This is a genomic window from Anaerosporobacter faecicola, assembly GCF_012070565.1.
GTDB lineage: Bacteria > Bacillota > Clostridia > Lachnospirales > Lachnospiraceae > Anaerosporobacter > Anaerosporobacter faecicola.
The window spans coordinates 1-17,319 of record NZ_JAAQRO010000024.1; the positions used below are offsets into that span (position 1 = coordinate 1).

Annotated in this window: 19 protein-coding genes; 1 reads left to right on the top strand and 18 read right to left on the bottom strand. The window is 37.1% G+C overall.

Annotated elements, in window-relative coordinates; genetic code table 11:
• Positions 1-165: 165 nt before the first annotated feature.
• The 10 genes from HBB17_RS10750 to HBB17_RS10790 form a co-directional block, all read right to left on the bottom strand.
• On the bottom strand, positions 166-1,020 hold the full coding sequence (locus HBB17_RS10750; RefSeq protein ID WP_167957503.1) for an AAA family ATPase: 855 nt from the start codon (positions 1,018-1,020) through the stop codon (positions 166-168).
• A 255-nt stretch (positions 1,021-1,275) separates the two neighbouring features.
• Positions 1,276-1,593, bottom strand: a complete 318-nt coding sequence (locus tag HBB17_RS10755) for a LiaI-LiaF-like domain-containing protein (protein WP_167957504.1) — start codon at positions 1,591-1,593, stop codon at positions 1,276-1,278.
• Between the two features lie 19 nt (positions 1,594-1,612).
• Positions 1,613-2,332, bottom strand: a complete 720-nt coding sequence (locus HBB17_RS10760; RefSeq protein WP_167957505.1) for a hypothetical protein — start codon at positions 2,330-2,332, stop codon at positions 1,613-1,615.
• The gene (locus tag HBB17_RS10765; RefSeq protein WP_167957506.1) at positions 2,333-2,809 is read right to left on the bottom strand and encodes a hypothetical protein; all 477 of its coding nucleotides are present in this window, start codon (positions 2,807-2,809) and stop codon (positions 2,333-2,335) included.
• The gene (locus tag HBB17_RS10770) at positions 2,806-3,321 is read right to left on the bottom strand and encodes an RNA polymerase sigma factor (RefSeq protein ID WP_238483730.1); all 516 of its coding nucleotides are present in this window, start codon (positions 3,319-3,321) and stop codon (positions 2,806-2,808) included. The genes HBB17_RS10765 and HBB17_RS10770 overlap by 4 nt, the downstream gene beginning before the upstream one ends.
• A gap of 352 nt (positions 3,322-3,673) precedes the next feature.
• The gene (locus HBB17_RS10775) at positions 3,674-4,297 is read right to left on the bottom strand and encodes a helix-turn-helix domain-containing protein (RefSeq protein ID WP_167957507.1); all 624 of its coding nucleotides are present in this window, start codon (positions 4,295-4,297) and stop codon (positions 3,674-3,676) included.
• A 164-nt stretch (positions 4,298-4,461) separates the two neighbouring features.
• Positions 4,462-4,965 carry a GAF domain-containing protein gene (locus HBB17_RS10780; protein WP_167957508.1) on the bottom strand — a complete coding sequence of 168 codons (504 nt, stop codon included), beginning with the start codon at positions 4,963-4,965 and terminating at the stop codon, positions 4,462-4,464.
• Complete coding sequence (locus tag HBB17_RS20630; RefSeq protein ID WP_274380782.1) at positions 4,931-5,053, bottom strand: hypothetical protein; 123 nt, start codon at positions 5,051-5,053, stop codon at positions 4,931-4,933. The genes HBB17_RS10780 and HBB17_RS20630 overlap by 35 nt, the downstream gene beginning before the upstream one ends.
• Positions 5,054-5,085: 32 nt before the next feature.
• Complete coding sequence (locus tag HBB17_RS10785) at positions 5,086-5,628, bottom strand: GNAT family N-acetyltransferase (protein WP_238483731.1); 543 nt, start codon at positions 5,626-5,628, stop codon at positions 5,086-5,088.
• 162 nt (positions 5,629-5,790) lie between these two features.
• Entirely contained in the window at positions 5,791-7,602 is a 1,812-nt protein-coding gene (locus HBB17_RS10790) for an ABC-F family ATP-binding cassette domain-containing protein (protein ID WP_330588203.1), read from the bottom strand.
• 242 nt (positions 7,603-7,844) lie between these two features.
• Between HBB17_RS10790 and HBB17_RS10795 the strand changes: the two genes are divergently transcribed.
• Entirely contained in the window at positions 7,845-9,041 is a 1,197-nt protein-coding gene (locus HBB17_RS10795; RefSeq protein WP_238483732.1) for an SLC13 family permease, read from the top strand.
• 182 nt (positions 9,042-9,223) lie between these two features.
• Here HBB17_RS10795 and HBB17_RS10800 read toward each other — a convergent pair whose 3' ends face one another.
• The 8 genes from HBB17_RS10800 to HBB17_RS10835 form a co-directional block, all read right to left on the bottom strand.
• The gene (locus HBB17_RS10800) at positions 9,224-9,832 is read right to left on the bottom strand and encodes a C39 family peptidase (RefSeq protein ID WP_167957509.1); all 609 of its coding nucleotides are present in this window, start codon (positions 9,830-9,832) and stop codon (positions 9,224-9,226) included.
• Between the two features lie 80 nt (positions 9,833-9,912).
• On the bottom strand, positions 9,913-10,128 hold the full coding sequence (locus HBB17_RS10805; protein WP_167957510.1) for a PF20097 family protein: 216 nt from the start codon (positions 10,126-10,128) through the stop codon (positions 9,913-9,915).
• A gap of 139 nt (positions 10,129-10,267) precedes the next feature.
• Positions 10,268-11,218, bottom strand: coding sequence for a GNAT family N-acetyltransferase (locus HBB17_RS10810; RefSeq protein WP_167957511.1), 951 nt, complete (start codon positions 11,216-11,218; stop codon positions 10,268-10,270).
• Between the two features lie 384 nt (positions 11,219-11,602).
• Positions 11,603-12,979, bottom strand: coding sequence for an MATE family efflux transporter (locus HBB17_RS10815; RefSeq protein ID WP_167957512.1), 1,377 nt, complete (start codon positions 12,977-12,979; stop codon positions 11,603-11,605).
• The gene (locus HBB17_RS10820) at positions 12,958-13,911 is read right to left on the bottom strand and encodes an ROK family protein (protein ID WP_167957513.1); all 954 of its coding nucleotides are present in this window, start codon (positions 13,909-13,911) and stop codon (positions 12,958-12,960) included. The genes HBB17_RS10815 and HBB17_RS10820 overlap by 22 nt, the downstream gene beginning before the upstream one ends.
• A gap of 369 nt (positions 13,912-14,280) precedes the next feature.
• Positions 14,281-15,114: a DUF4037 domain-containing protein gene (locus HBB17_RS10825; protein ID WP_167957514.1), complete on the bottom strand. Its 834-nt coding sequence runs from the start codon at positions 15,112-15,114 to the stop codon at positions 14,281-14,283.
• 257 nt (positions 15,115-15,371) lie between these two features.
• Positions 15,372-16,838, bottom strand: coding sequence for an FAD-dependent oxidoreductase (locus HBB17_RS10830; protein WP_167957515.1), 1,467 nt, complete (start codon positions 16,836-16,838; stop codon positions 15,372-15,374).
• A 59-nt stretch (positions 16,839-16,897) separates the two neighbouring features.
• Positions 16,898-17,284: a C-GCAxxG-C-C family protein gene (locus HBB17_RS10835; RefSeq protein ID WP_167957516.1), complete on the bottom strand. Its 387-nt coding sequence runs from the start codon at positions 17,282-17,284 to the stop codon at positions 16,898-16,900.
• Between the last annotated feature and the right edge of the window lie 35 nt (positions 17,285-17,319).

Genomic DNA, 17,319 nt, shown 5'->3' on the forward strand with positions numbered 1-17,319 from the left:
CAGTTCTTTTTCGTGCTGTCAAGGGTGGCGGCAAGCTACCACAACCTATAATATCTGCAATTTTCAAGGTTCATCTGAGCCTTTTTTCTTTGCTCATTTTTTTCATAAATCATTTGACACTATCAATAAAATTTTAATTCTTGTATCCTATTACCACATTTTGTGCTAAAATTCCCCTTCGTGATGCTTAAAGAAATCATGATACGTACGAACATTTTTTAATTGTGTCCAAGGTTTGACTGTCACAGGGTCTTCATCAAAATCATAGATCTTTGCATGATCTAGCGCCAGTAAGAATGGGGAATGGGTCGAGATAATAAATTGGCATCCACAATATCTTGCTGACTCTTCTAAATATTTCTTTAATTCCAACTGCCGTTCTGGCGACAGACTGTTTTCCGGCTCATCTAACAGATAGAGACCATCCTCTTCTATTTTCCCAATAAAATACCGATAGGCGTTTTCTCCATTAGAATATTCTCTAATATTGTTCATCAGATTATCCCTTACAAACTTCGACTGTGTCTTGCTTCTAGCCTGATTCACTTTCTTAAGTTTGTCATAATCCTCCATGGTACGGAATTGAAATTTGGCATACTTGGCATCCATATACTCTTCAAACAATTCTTCTCTTTTCGTATCAACGCCTTCATTTACCGCACGAATATTCAGCATAAAATCAAAGATATCATCACTTGTGATGATTTGGCAATGTTCTGGTAAATCCTCTAGCAAACTTGCCTGACACAAATCCACATAATCCTGATAGAAGTTGGATTGATTAAAGCTAGACTCTCTCTTTACTTGTAATTTTTCTGCGATCACATTCAAAGCCGTAGATTTCCCACAACCATTCCCCCCATAGAAGATTGTAATCGGATCAAATTCAATTTCCTCTAGACGGTGTTTGGACAATACTTGAAACGGATAAAACGTTGAATAACAATTTCTACGAACAGACATGGTAAAATCTGATTCCTGCTCTGCGTCTGGAACAACAAATTTCCTTAAGTAAATCATAGAACTTCTCCCCTAAATTAATATTGATATTTTCTTTGATACAAGGATCAATACGTCTTGTTTTTTCTACTTGTAGTGTTAATATCATTATCGAGAATTGACTCTTGCACCATACACTTACTTTATAAGCTATCATACAATTTACGATTGGACAAGCTTATATTAAAATAACCTGATGTACTATTTCTAGTAAATCAGGTTATCTATACTGTATTTAATTTAAGGGAGAAATGATTAGGCATTACTCCAATCTAACTAAAACCGTACGTATCTCCCTCTCCAAAATTCATAATCCTGCATCAAACAGTCTGCTCCTGCCATCATTACCGCAAATAGTGTAAGTATGATTAGTAAGAAGATGGCTGCCTTATCATAGATAAAACGGTCTTGTTCCTTTTTCGTGGATATTAATACTTCTGCACCAAGCAGAATAAATGTTAGTGGCCATAAACGAAAAATGAATTGGTAATCGATGCTTGTTACAAATGTATGCGTAAGGAATAACACCCCATATAGAAGGAGCATTACACCAAATGTGATGCTTCCAACTCGGTGCCTCCTAATTTTTTTCATTCCTGTTGTTGCTTCCAATCTATTCTCCCTCTTTCTCCTCTTCTATAGGATTTATTAGTATCCTCTGCACATTCTGCAAATCTTGTGGATTTTCCATGCTTTGATCTTTCTGCATATCTTGTGGTGTCTCCACGCTCTGTTGATTTTGCATATACTGTGGTGTCTGCATGCTCTGGTAATTCTGTTGATTCTGTAGCCCACTTTGTTCCTCTGTATTCTTATATGCCTGATCAATCTGCACTTTCTTGCCTCGAATCATGATTACACCTAGATAGATAATTAGAATTCCAACAAAAAGTTGAGGTAAACGATAGGAAAAACGTTGTACAGAATAGTAAAGTTCATCTGGTAAAAATCCAATAAATAGTGACATGCAGGAACGCCAAAGCATCATACAGCCAACTGCAATTAATACAAAGGCAACCGGTTTACGGTATGTGCGTAAATATTCACCGTGTGATTCATTTTCCCCAGTAGGGAATAGATACGTATCTTCTACTGCATAGAACTCTTCATCGGACATCCCTGCTAAGTTATGTGCATGAAAGAAGCTGTAAAACCAAGCTACGACAAGTAAAAACATTAACGGTCCAAGTTCAATGGTAACACCGACTGCGAATAAACCAAAGAATATAAGCATTAAGCTTAACCCCATTTTCATAAATCCCATATACATCTCTGCTGCCCCTGGGATAAAGGAGAAGCAAAATGTCCAAAAACGACTTTTTTTCTGTGTCATCTAATAATCCTCCTTACCGAATAATTGATTTGTTTTTTTCAAAATCATGCTACAGAATTCATTGGTTGAATCGTAGGCACTTTTCTTTTCCTTTTTCTTCTGATTCTCAGAAGTATCTTCATTGGAATTGTTTTCGTTGGAATTGTCATTATATGAATCCATCTGCTGTTCATATCGACTATCTTCAAACTCCCCAGTTTCTCCGAATAATTTTCCTTCTCCAGCCATTGGCATCAAAATCAGCAACGCGATTGCCGCTGCAGCTGCTACGGTTACCTTCATTGCATAGGTTATAAATTGTATAGAACCAGAAGATGATCGATTCACCAATTGTTCCTGACCAAGTTGCTGAAGTACACGTTGTTGCATATACTCTGGTGCTTTGATTAATCCTTCTTCCTCAACGCGTGCAATGAAACGTTGTAACTCTTCCTCCGATAATTCCTTATGTTCTTTGTTCTCCATTGGATTCATCATCTATGCTCCTTTCTGTACAATTTCCGAAGCATTGCCCTTGCACGATAGATCTGCGTTTGTATCGTCTTAAGATTTTTCTCTTTCAGTCGGGCAATCTCCTCTGCTTTTTGTTCTTCACAAAAATACAGACTTGCAATCTCATCATAGGGTGGCTTTAGCTGCTCACACATGTTCCGTAACTGCTGTATCACTTCTTTTTCCATCATACTTTGTTCTGGCAGGTTTTGCTCTGATGCTATATTGGCAAATACTGTTTCTTCCGAAGGTATCACCCTTCGTGCTGCCTGCTTTTCATAATCAAGACATTTATTGGTAGCGATTCGACACAACCATGCTTTCAGATTTTCCCCATCAAAAGAATCCATATTCCGGTAAGCGGATAAAAACGTTTCTTGTGTCAAATCCTCTGCAATAAAATAATCCCCTGTCATCTTACAGCAAATAGAGAAAATCAAATTCTGATACTCCTCCATCCATGCTCTAAGTTTTTCTTGCGAACGAATTTTATCCACCCCCCTCTTTTTATAGGAATATGTTCAATTGATCTTCCTTTTTTATAATTTGTAACTCAAATTTCACACATTGAAAACGATAGAAATCATATACTCGTTCCATATATGCAAGTATGAAGTTTGCGTTTGTAATTGATCAATTACTTTCACAAATACTATAACGAAACATTTTCTATTTTATCTTCAACTTTTTTCATATTTTTATTTTAAGATATATTTTTTTATTTTTCTATTCTAAAACCTTTCTGAAAGGTAAAAAACTAGTAAATAAAAACTGGTGTAGAATTCATGTAGACAATTAAAGTGTTTTCATGAATTCTACACCAGACCAATGAGCAATACGATGTTTGCTTTACTCTGACTTTTCGATTTTTACCCGCAATCTCTTATTCTTAACTTTTACCGCATACTGCAGTTCATACACAGCAATTCCTTGATTAATGGCGTTCCCGATTGCTTTCATCTCTTTTTGTATATCTTCTTCCTTTTCATACCAACCCAGTACTTCTGTCTTTTCTCCCCAGAAGTCTCCGTTGTTTACCCCTAGGAGCCAGAACTTCGGCTCATCCTCTCTTGGTTTATACAACACCTTTGAAGCATACACTTTGTAGCAGTTCATAATGGTTCGATCATCATAGGACTTGATTGTAATCGTTCCACTACGATTCACGACCTGTTGTACTTCCTTATCTGTTTGCGCTTCCTTGTCGGTTTCCATTGTATTCTTCTCAAGGATATTCCGTCTTTCCTCCGCCTCATCCTCTGAATGAATTGCCATACGCTCTTCCAACAAGAGATAATCCAATGAAACATTTAACTTCTTTGATAGAAGAAGGAGCTTCTCCATCTCCGGATATCCACTTCCTTGTTCCCATTTCGATACTGCTTGTCGACTGACTCCCATAAGCTCTGCCAGGTCTTCCTGTGAAAGTTGTTTTTCCTTGCGTAGTGTTTTCAGATTTTCAGCAAAACTCATATTAACCACCTTACCCTTTCCACGATTTGATCATTTTTCAAGCCATATAATGGTGTAAGGGTTAGAATTATCCTTTCCCCTCTATGATCACGTGGTTATTATAGCAAAGTTCCCTATATCACAACACCAAACAGTGTTTGCATTTACGCAACTTCTGTTTGCGTTTATAAGGAAAACTGGTTCCATGCACATTTCTCTTCAAGAATATGAACCAATTGTTCTAACCCTTTTTGATCTTGTTCATCAAATCGAGCAAGTGAAGGACTGTCAATATCCAGTACCCCAACCACTTTCCCACCAACATGAATAGGAATAACTAATTCTGAATTTGAAGCACTATCACATGCAATATGTCCAGGAAATGCATGTACATCCATCACAAGCTGTGTCTGTCCTGTCTGGGCTGCTGTGCCACAGACACCCTTTCCCAATGCAATCTTCGTACAAGCTAATTTCCCCTGAAATGGTCCAAGATGCAGAATGTTCTCCTTTTCCAGATAGAAACCTACCCAATTAAGATCCGGCATCGCATCCATTAAAATGGCTGAAACATTCGCAAGGTCTGATATAACAAGTGTTCCATCTCCTACTAAAGTCTCCACCTGGGAGCAAACCAATGGATATAATTCCTTCTTATTCTCTGGATACATTGTTGTATTCTCGATCATAATATCCTCCCTGTTTCTTTCTCTTATTCTGACAAAATTCACTTTTTCCACTTGCACAAACAATGATTTCGCATGTAATGTTTGGCATCGTCTGATAAGAAACGATATACCTTCCCCGTTCTATACAAGTTCATTAGGATTTAATGTCGCATAGACATAAGTATCCCAGTAGATTGGATTCCCTTGTTCATCTTGATGAAAGGATACATTCTTTTTGAAGAAGGCTTCTCTCTGAAGTCCGATCTTCTCCATGAGTTTCCACGAAGCTGTATTCTGCGGTGCACATTCTGCATATACTCTGTGAATGCCTTTGTCAAAACCGTATTCTACCATTGCTTTGCAGGCTTCTGATCCAAATCCTTTTCGATGGTATTTTGTATTAAGAACATAACCCAATTCTCGGGTATTAAAGTCTCTCTTACCGAAATACACATTCCCAATTACTTTATGTTCTTCTTTTAATTCAATTGCAAAGAATTCATCGCTTCCTGAACGGAAGGTAATCTCTTCTTTGACTTTCTCTGCGGTAAAATCAGGATATCCTTCAAATTCCGCATCCACACGCTGAAGCATATATTCACACAAATCGGCTTCATCTGTACATTCAAAATTCCTTATAATTAGATTCTTTGTTTCAATTCGTACGTTACCCATTTCAATCATTTGTAATCTCCCCTCTTTTTCCTAATCTCACGATCCGGACTGCTTTGTATACTCTTTTCTTGTATCCGCACTTCCAGTCATCATTCGCTCTTTCTTTCCATCGTTTTCTTACTTCCAAAACGCTGCTTGATTTTAAGAATTCTATATTTCAATCTTCTACTTTTATAACAACTGATTAATTAATTCTAACTCTTCTGTCAATACTTTTGCAACAGCAAAATTCCGTTCCTTCAGTGCAACTGCTGTTTTCAGTTCAATTGTCTTTTTCTTCTGTTCCAGTTCAATATAGTCTTTCTCAAAATGATTTGCATAAATCATTTTCCGGAACTTTCGAATGCTCATTCGGCGAATGGTTTTATCTTCAATCATTAAGACATAATCCATACAATTGGCTATGGTATAGAAATCATGGGATACCATAAGAACGCCACCTGCATATTCCCGAATCGCCTCCTCAAGCGCTGCCTGGGCATAGAGATCGAGATGACTGGTCGGCTCATCAAGAAGCAAGAAATTCGCCGAACTTATCCCTATCTTCGCTAATTGAATCAAGTTCTTTTCCCCACCAGATAATAGCTTAATTGGTGTATGCATATGCTCCTGCAAACCGTATTTTTTCAGATATTGTTCAATCTGGTCATTTGAATCCATTCCCATTGCATAGAATTCTTCTGCTATCGTATTCGTTTCTGTCAACATTTCTCCTTGTAATTGGGACAAGAATGCTACTTGTAATTCCTCTGCATGTGTAATGGAAGCATTATCATTCTGATAAATATCACGCAGCAACGTTGTCTTTCCTGTTCCATTGCCACCAATCAATGCCACTTTATCCGTGGATTTGATTTCAAAATTCACATCTTGTAATAATTCTTCATCAAAAGAAACTTTATAATCCTTCACTGTAATTGCCGTAAACTCCTCTTGTTCCTCCAATTGGCTAAAATGAATCTCCGGCTGTTTGATTTCCACAAATGGTTCTTTGATCTGTCTTGCTTCCAATCGTTCCAACAAGGATACTCTGGCATGCAACGCGCGCCCTCTAGAAGCACAGGTATACACCGTTGCTTCCTTACGAAGTTTCTCAACAATCTTCTTATTACGCTCGATTTCCTCCACATCAGCCATTGCCATTTCTTGCATCTCAATCTTCTTTTGTAATAGGGAACAAGTATAGTCCATATACCGACCATCAAATTCCTGTAACTGGGTGTTTTCCAACTGCATAATCTTATCAAAACAATGATTGAGTAGATAACGGTTGTGAGTGATAACTAACATTGTTCCTTTATGTGCATTAATCAGTTCCACAAGTCCATTGATGTGTTCGAAATCAAGAAATGCATCGGGTTCATCCATCAGCAATACATTTGGTGCAGACAGCATCTCCTTCATAACCTGTAGAAGTTTTCGTTCTCCGCCACTTAACATAGACACTGGTCGGTCCTTACATTTCCCTAGGCCTGCAAGATTGAGTTTTTTCGTTATATTACTCTCATAGTTATCCCCGTCAATTGCTTGAAAGGCATCCAATGCTTCCTGGTAGTCCTCCATCAGTGCTTCCCAATCTGTTGCTGTCTCTAATTTTTTACACAGATTGTCCACTCGTTCCTGTCTCTTCACGAACTCTTCACTTAGATACTGGAATACTGTCACATCAGGTAGTTCTGCTAACTTATCAAACTGGCTAACATAACCAATTCGGCAGGTAGGATCCAATATGATTTTCCCATCATACAGATACTCTTCTTGGTTCATCAGCATATCCAGTAAGGTACTTTTTCCTGTCCCACTTGTTCCAATAAAGGCACAATGCCGATCCTCCTCTAAGGTAAATGATATCTTATTATATAATTCCTTCTCTGGAAAAGAGTAGGATAAGTTCTCTACTTTGATCATGGTGTTTCCTTTCTCATGGGATTCCATTTGTCGTTTTTTATAAAACGCAGAAAGCCGTATTTGTACGGGAATCATACCATGATTTTCTCCATTTTTCAATTCTAAAATTCATCTTTTCGTTGATCTATGTTATGTAGTTGCGTTTGCTTTGACTTGCAAGGAACTTCTGTTACCCACTTGTTTATTTAATAAATTAGTGTAAATATATTGCATTTTCGATTTTATCTGCTAAAATCTTATGTTGGTATTATAATAATACAGAAATTAATACTGCATTGCTTCTTGGTTGGTGCAGTATAATAAGAAAGAGGTTATTCATGAAAGAACATACATATATAGAGCAAAAAGACCCCTCCGTGGTCATGCCAATTCAACAAACGAAAACATTCCTTTCCCCTTGGCATCTTTTAAACATCCTTTACCAATTTGCAAAAAGCCAAGCAGTCCTTACCATTGCTACCATTGCCATGGTAATTACCTGTATCTTCGTACCAGTGGACGGAGAATACCTTGGATACTTTAATATGCGTACACTTGCCACCCTATACTGTACACTTGCTGTGGTCAGTGCATTTTCACATATTCACGTATTTGAAATTATCAGTAAGAATATCGTTTTGAAGCTTCACAACCTTAGAAATGCTACCCTAGGTCTTGTCTTCATTACTTTTGTTGGTTCTATGTTACTTGCAAATGATATGGCACTCCTTACCTTTTTGCCTCTTGGATTCTTTGTTTTAAATAGTACGGATCACAAAGAAGCAATGGCATTTACTTTCATTATGCAAAACATAGCGGCTAATCTAGGTGGTATGGTTACACCTTTCGGCAATCCACAAAACTTGTATTTATACTCTTATTTTCATATCGATACCATGGAGTTTATTACAATCATGTTGCCTTCTTTCTTAGCGGCAACTGTTTTGATTGTTGTATGTTGTCTTTTTGTGAAACCAACGCCATTATCACTTAAGAAAGACGAACATTATGCTCTGGATAAGCAACGAACGACCCTCTACTCAATTCTTTTTATTGCCAGCATCCTGATCGTATTTCGTGTCTTCCCATTTACCTGGGGAACTTTGCTTATTACCCTTGCTCTCTTGTATCTGGACAAGGATGCTATCAAAGAAGTGAATTACCCACTCCTTGCAACTTTCTGTGTATTCTTTGTATTTAGTGGAAATATGGCTCGAATTCCTGCTGTTCGTGAATTCTTCGAGTTTCTACTTCCTAAAAACACGTTGTTGTTTGGAATCCTATCTTGTCAGTTTATTAGTAATGTTCCGAGTGCCGTGTTACTTTCACACTTTACCTCCGATTATGCTAGCTTGTTGCCAGCTGTAAATATTGGTGGTTGTGGTACTTTAATTGCTTCCCTGGCTAGTTTAATTACCTTTACGGAATTTAAGAAACATAATCCAGAGAAAGTGAAAGGATATATTGTTAAGTTCTCTGCAATTAATTTTGGCTTTGTAATTGTTCTCTATCTTTTACAACTGCTTATTCAATAAAAAGATTCTAATGCGGTTATGGCAATTCCCTTCATTATACAAAATATTTCTGCACAACGTAGGGGTATGGTAACCTCATTTTCATGGACAAACCCAAAAATAGCGAATTACATCTCTGCATGAGTTTGTAATTCGCTATTTTTGTACCGTTAACCCTTAAGTTAACTTTTACAATCTTATATCTATTTTTTCAACCCTATCGTAATATAGGTATTCTTTGTTACAACCTCTGTGTCCCACATATTCATAAAATCCTTCAATGGAATTTTCCTGTTATAATACGTTTCTTCTGCATTATACAGATTGCGTAGCGATTCAGCTGCATAGACATTCTCCTCATCATACCCCACAATTGGCAGGTAATGATAATATGTGGAGTCTGGAGATATGCGCACGAATGCGATAACAGGAACACCTTTACTAATTTCATTTTTAAATTGCCATATGGTTCCGTTGCAAACTTTCACGTCATACGTTTGACTCAGGAAGGCAGCCAACGTATCAACTGTGACAGTACCGTCGGGATTCTTATTGGGTATCTGTTGATACAGCTCCATTCCATCTGCATTAACCCCCAAACTTCGTAATACATATGCCGAAGAAAAACCGGAACATTCCAGGTTTGGTTGAAAATCAATATGATTCTCTGTTTTTATCATGTACTTTTTTGGGGTTGCAAATCGCATATACACATTTAGTCCGATCCATGCAGCTACAATTATCCCAACTAGAATCAGAATACATGTTATAATCTTCTTTCTACTTTTCTTTCTCTTCTTATCCTCATCCATTATATATACTCTCCAACCTCTACTTTAGCTATGATTCATTTATCCATGATTCAAGCTTACCTATTTGCGACCCAACTAGCTTAATACGCAATTACAACTTTTCTACAGTTTTCACAGATATTTGCTTCAATATTTGCTCTGTGACCTGCTTTTAATGGAGTTATCTCCACAAATCCTTCTGCTTTTTTTGCATTTTCAAATACGCCTGGTATCTTCTCTGCAAAACTGAATGCTCCATCCTTTGATGTAAATAAAAACCCCTTTTTCATTTCTTTGTTACAGTTTGGACAATTCATACCCAGTTCTCCCTTCTTTTTATAATTATTTATGCAAACGTCGCAGTTCAATTGTCGCCAAAAAATATCATATTAATTGCTGAAAATGCCTTAGGATAACCTTTCAGGGCTGCAATTGAACTGCGAAGTTTGCGTCACCTTACTTATATTTGTTTAAGACGCCTTCATCAATTCTTCGAACCAAACTATTGGTATACGGCGTAAAACATTTTGGCCAAAAGCGGTTTGCTGTAGGATTGAAGCTTTCGTAATCCACACCCAGATACTGATTCCCTTCTGCTCTTAACTTAGAAATCACATATCCAATCAACCTTTGATAAATCTTTCGTCCTCGATACGCTTCCAAACAGAATGCACCGCATATATTTTTCATCTGTTTGTGATTCGTAACAAAGTTCTCCCCTTCATCCGCTATTTTTAAAAATGCAACAATCTTTTCTCCCTCTTTCGCCACAAAGATTCGTTCTTTTTCCTGTTCTATATGCAATAAGGACTGCTGAATCTCTTCTTCACTGCTATACATAAAACAAGGGCTTTCTCCCATATGCTCACTTAACAGCTTTCGCAAAGGGTTCGCCTGCTCCCGTTTTTCTGCTGCTAACTCTTCAAACTGAATGGAATCTTCCTTAAAATCTTCACTCCACTCCATCTTACGAATTGCATCCACGCAACGAAGTCCAAATCCATATGTATAAAATGCTTCGGTTGCCTGTTGGTCATGAGCATAAAGACCAATGGCATGATATGTAATCTTATTCCGTACCCATAAATCCGCTGCCTCTTGGTACATCTGTTGATAAATTCGTATACGGTTTTCTTTGACAGCACCATGGGCATGAATGGGAGAATATGTTCCCGTAGCCAGTGAATCAAATGCCTCCTCCCAAGGATTATAGCAACCTAGAAAACCAACTACTTTGTTCTGTTCTAAAGCAACAACACCTAGTCCATTTTCTGTAAAATACGATAGATCTGGAACGGATTCCATACAAGGTAACGCTTGTGTAACCTTCTGCTCCTCCATGTAATTTCGTAACGCTAGACTTGCTGCTTCTTCTACATACTGCTTGGTAAACGATATAATTTTCATTCTTTTCCTCCTCATTTAGGAGGGACTAGAATACCAAACCCCTCCTATATTCTACATTATGTTGCGTTTTCTGTTCCTTCTTTAATTTTCTAAACATACGCAATCCCCCTTTACTAAAGAAATACTAATAATGAATCAGAACAAACCCATTGCTGTAATTGATTCTGATTCATAATATATTATTAGTATATACCTTTTTTATGGCTTGTACAACTTTTAAGTGCTAGCGGTTTGTGTCATTTCCACTTCATATCTTCGTAATTAATCATCATAATATTTCCATGTTTTTAGCTAATTCAATACACCCTTTTGTAAATGCTTCATTTGTCCATTTACATTCAGTAAAAATAGCTTCCTTTTCTTCGTTATCTGCCATACTCTTCTTCAACTTTTTACTCCACTATGTAAAGTACCTGTAGAACAAATATATTTCTTTTTATAATATAGATAATTAATCAGTCCTCTAATTGTTTCATCAATAAAAATTACGAGATAGATTGCTACCATATTCATATGAAATCCTTTAACCAATAGAATCGATAAGCTAATTACAATTGTTGAACCTAAGATTTGTGATAGAAGCATCCACTGCGTATTTGCATTTCCTTTTATTGCATTACCACAAACAACATTTACGCTTTGGGAAATCATAATTAGTCCAATAAACCAAAGGTATTTCTCTCCCATATTTACAATATTGGCTTCATTAATAAAAATACCAAGAATATTCTTTGAACCGATTAAGAATATAATCGCTGCTACAAGTACAATTAGTAGATTAATCAACAGGCAATTGTAAAAGACATCCCTCGCTTTCTTATAATCTTTCGCCCCTTGGCTTTGTCCGATTAGTGTAAGCGCTGCTTTTGAATAATTTGAAAATACCGCATATACAATACACTGAATACCAAATGTAACCGTATAGATTGACATGCATACATAGCTAAACTCATTAATGAACCTCACCAGTATCAGATTCGAGAAGTTCCATAACAAATATTCCAGACAGGCAGGTGCACCAAGCGCCAGTACTTTCTTATAATAACGTACTGTGATATCCTTCCTCGTGAATCCATCAAACCCAAATTCTTTTCGTTTCACTATGACACAATACACAAAACAAAATGCAAAAGCTATGTAATTCGAAATAACGGTTCCTAATGCCGCCCCAGCAACATGATATGACTTAAAACCAAACTTTCCAAAAATCAAGATCCAAGAAAGTACGATATTAAATACTACCTTAACAATTCCTGAATACATGATAATTTTTGTTTTTCCCATTCCCTGTAACATGGCATTTAATGAAGTATCAATACCAAGTACAAGGAAAAAGGAAGCGCAGATTTTAACATACTGGATACTATACCCGATAATCGTTGGATCTACTTTGAAAAATTGTAAAATTGGGTGTGCAAATATTTCCCATCCCATAAAAAATAACATTCCAATTAGCCAACTAAAGAACATCGCCGTTTTTACGTATTTTATCGCTTCTTGCTTTTTCTTGGCACCAATCAAATGTGAAACAATAATTGTTAATCCAATTGCAATTGCAACTATTCCATCCATTGTTGCAAGTAATGGCAACTGGGCAGAGCCAATGGCTGATACATACTTTGTTTCAATCTCTCCTAAGAACGCTTTATCTGTTAATGATTGCAACTGAAATACAAGTCCCTGTACAATAATGGGAAATGCCATTATTGTAGTTTCCTTGATTATTCCAGAATTAATCTTTATACGATTTCCTCTCTCCATATAATTAATAACCTCTCAATCAATCCCTTTTTATATATTTCTTCTGCATTATGAATTATCTCTATCTCTGGTATATGACAGTAGGAAAAATGCATTGCTAATTCACTTCTTATTTTTTCAACTTCTAATGGAGAATCTGATGCTATATATACTTTTCCTAAATTGAGTACACCTGTTATATACTTGATCACATCGCTCATTGCAATAATCGGATCTAGCAAATTCGGGCATATACGTTCCATCTCTCCAGCACATCCATCTTTTCCACGGAATAGTGCTCCGTTAATAACAATTCCTACACCAACACAATGACGTAGGTATACAATCTGTGCAAAGGATTCCTTCCCATTAATTTGTGATAATGCCATTGCATTACTATCATTTTCTACAACCAGCTGTATCCCATATTCTTTTTTTAAGGTATCTGCTAACTCCTTCCCCTGCAATTCTGGAAATATATCTAAACTACGAATTTCTCCTTCAACAGCAATTCCTGGAATCCCCATCGCTATGGTTGCAAGACTTTCATATGTTGCTTTTAGGGGTTTTATATGTTGCATTAACCAATCTATCGTGATATTTTTGTTATCCATCACAAACGTTCCTTGCTCTAACACATTGGCAAATGCATCTACAATTACATAAGCAATTACCTCCTCCTCTAGGATCAGGATTGCACCACACTTATACATAGAATTCAGAATATACTGTGCTGCAGGTCTTCCTCCTTGGGATACGGTTTCTGCAATTTCCTTTACTTCTCCCGTTGCCATTAGTTCTTTTAGCAAGCTCAATACCGTTGGATAGGAAAGACCTGTTTCCTTTGCTAATGCGGACACTCCAATTGCTTGCTTACACTGTCGTAATATGTTTCGTATAATTTTCTTATTTTGATTTTTTACAAGTTGAAAATGTGCTGTGCTATTTTCCATGCAATCTCCACCATTTTTTAAAACAAATAAGCGCTACTATGCTACTGGAAAGCCCGATTTCCGCTCTAATCCGTTACTTATTTGTTTCCCTTTCTATATATTAAAGACACTTTATAAAGTATTTTTAATATATAGCAAAGTGCAGAAAATGTCAATAGCATAAATCAATCTATCTAGCCAGTGGCAATATACACCTTATTCATTCCATTGGTTAATCGACTGGACGTTTCTCTATTAATTCTTCCTTCCATATCGATTCAAACATAAAAAAACCCTACCTTTCTGATAACTTAGTATCACCAGAAAAATAGGGTTTATTAGGATACAAATGCAAAGACTGGTAAATTGGAAACTGTATGCTTTGGTGCATTAGCATGAAACTTCATCTATCGAAAGCTTTCCTTCATCTCCTAACAGCTTAATTTCAGCTGTAATTGCTCTTAATTCCTTAACAGATTCTTCTATCGTATCAGCGCTTGTGGCATTCTTAATAATTGTAAGCAGTCTTTCATAGCAATTATCTGGCTTAATGTCAAAAGATGCAATTGCTTTTTCTGTTCTCTTTCTACTTGGAAAATAGCAGTTATTCACCGCATATAATGCTTGTAATAGACGGTCTAGTGCTTCTTCTAACACTTGATGATAAAAGAGTACTTCTTTTCTTAGAACCACTCTACTTAGATCTTCTTCATCTAATACTTGGTTTATATTATTTTGATACCAGGCTTGAAACAAGGTCTTAGGATGCGCCTTCACTTTTTCCTGAATCCTTGTCCACGCTTGTTCTTCTTCATACAGAATATGTAAGGATTCGATACTTGCTAATCTGCCTATTGGATAGAATCTTCCCTCTTTCTCAATATGTTTTCCCGCAAGTACTTCATCTAAGTACCCCTCCATCTCATCAATGGTATAATACATTGGCATTACATCAATCTCATTACAGATAAAGATATCGCCATATCCCCAGATTCCACCATTGGCAACTTCCATATCCAACCTTGAATACGCGTCTTTTAATGAAGCATAGAGCTCCAAACGCTCTTCTTTTGTAGGGACTGTGGAACAGATCACAAAAAGGTCAATATCACTTTGATTCGGAATTAATGGTGCCTTCAAATCACCCGTTTGTCCAATCCCCTTCACCTTTTCACATTTTGCTATCTCCTGAATTAATCGCTGTTTGAATTCTTCTGTTTTCATATGAATCAACTCCCTCATTTGTTTTTTCATTCAATACAAAGCTTATATAGCCCTTTTTGATACACGAATTGCTCCGTTGCTTGGGGGCTCTCGTAATTCTAAACAAGAGCAGTCCGCGCTACCGCGTTTCTTGCTCCTGTTTAGCGGGTCAACACGTCTATTTGTCGTGTATCGCTTTATATCAAGTTTAAACCAACATTCTTCTTTCATCAATCCATAAAACAATTTATAACTGTTCAGGACAGCGTATAATCCTGTTATTGCTTCATATCTTTCTTTGCCGGACCATTGATTAATTCTCCCTTTTTCGTAAATCGAGAGCCATGGCATGGACAGTCCCAGGATTGTTCCTCCTTATTCCATTCTAGTAAGCAACCTAGGTGAGGACATCTGGCATGAAAACTATAGACGGTTCCGTCTTTCTCTTTATACACAGCCAGTCGTTTCCCATTTTTCTTCAATATGTGCCCTTGCTCAGGTTCAATTTGATCTACTATCTTCTTTTGAACTTGAACTGGTTTTAAAGCAATCTGTCGGATTACGGTAACCATATGCTGTTTTAGTTCCTTCTTACTTGCCTTATAGGCAAAACGATTTGGACGGAATATGGAGTTTTTCTTATCTTCCCCTTTACAGATCATCTCTGTTAGGAGCAGTGCAGAAACCATTGCATGGGACATACCCCATTTATTAAAGCCAGTGGCGATATACACATTTTCCATTCCCTTGGTTAATCGACCAATGTAGGGAACTTTATCTAAGGTGATGCAATCTTGATTTACCATATGGTATGCAATTGTTCCCTGTGAATAATATTGCTTCACCTCGTTCTCCATCTCCGCGAATGCATCCTGCTCAGTCTGCTCTCCTGGGCGATAATTCTTTCCCGCTACGATTACATACTTGTCGTACTTTCGAAAAGAATACCCCTTATTATTCGCGGCAACATACATTCCATAAGGTAATGCATGAGGCTCCTCTATTACCAATATTTTCTCTCGCTCCTGATACATACGCAGTGCATACAAGCCTTTTATCTTTTCCATGGGATAATGATTTGCCAGTATGATCGTATCCGCCTGTACCTCATACTCACATTCCTTCTCATCCTCCCATACACTTACTTGAAGCAGATGTTCTCCTTTTCGTTTCTTTACCATTGTCTTTTCATAGATTTCTAAATGTTGTGCAAGGGCTTTCACGAATTTTATTGGATGGAACTGTGCCTGTTCTGGGAACTTCACCGCTCCGTATATAGGAAATGGTAATGCCGTTTCCGTTGTAATACTTGCATTAATTCCTAGACTCCTTGCCGCTTGGAGTTCTTCCTCTAACAACTTCGTTTCCTCCTTGCTATACACATAGGAATCTTTTTTCTCAAAGTCACAGGGAATCTGTAATTCCTTGATCAATGTTTCATACTCTTTCACAGCCCGTTCATTATATTCTGCATATTCCTTGGCTTTTTCCTGTCCAAAGTTCGTAATTAGTTTCTTATAAATTAGGTTATGTTGGGATGTAATCTTAGCCGTGGTATTGCTGGTCATTCCACTACCAATTCGATCCGCTTCTAAAACAATTACCTTCTTTCCATTTTTCTGTAGATAATAGGCAATTAAAATTCCAGCCAATCCTGCTCCGATCACAGCTACTTCTGTTTGCTTATTTCCCTCAAGTTGTGGCCGTTTTTCTATTAATTCTTCCTTCCATATCGATTCAAACATAAAAAAACCCTACCTTTCTGATGATTTAGTATTACCAGAAATATAGGGTTTATGTTTCTTTATTGTTTTTGTAGGGTCTGCTCTAAGAATTCTGCAACGTCACGAATACAATCATCACAATCACGAATTACTTTTCCTGTTTCCAACCCTTTTAGTTCTTTGCAGGTAACCGTGGTATTCCTGTCCTTGAACTCTGTCATGATGGTACGAATATCGCCAAAGGTTTTTTTTTGATCTTTGTTCGCCATACCAAGAACAACTGCAGCTCCCGCTATCGCACCACAACTACCATCCATCGTTCCCATACCAACGCCAAATGCCTGGGTCGCATTCTTCATCATTCCTTCATCTAACTCTGTATAATCGCAATAGGTACATGCAACTGCCTGCGCACAGTTAAACCCGCAATGTTTTCTCTTTACTGCTTCTTCTATTCTTGTATCCATACTGTTTCCTCTTTTCTTTATCAACGTTGTTTCTA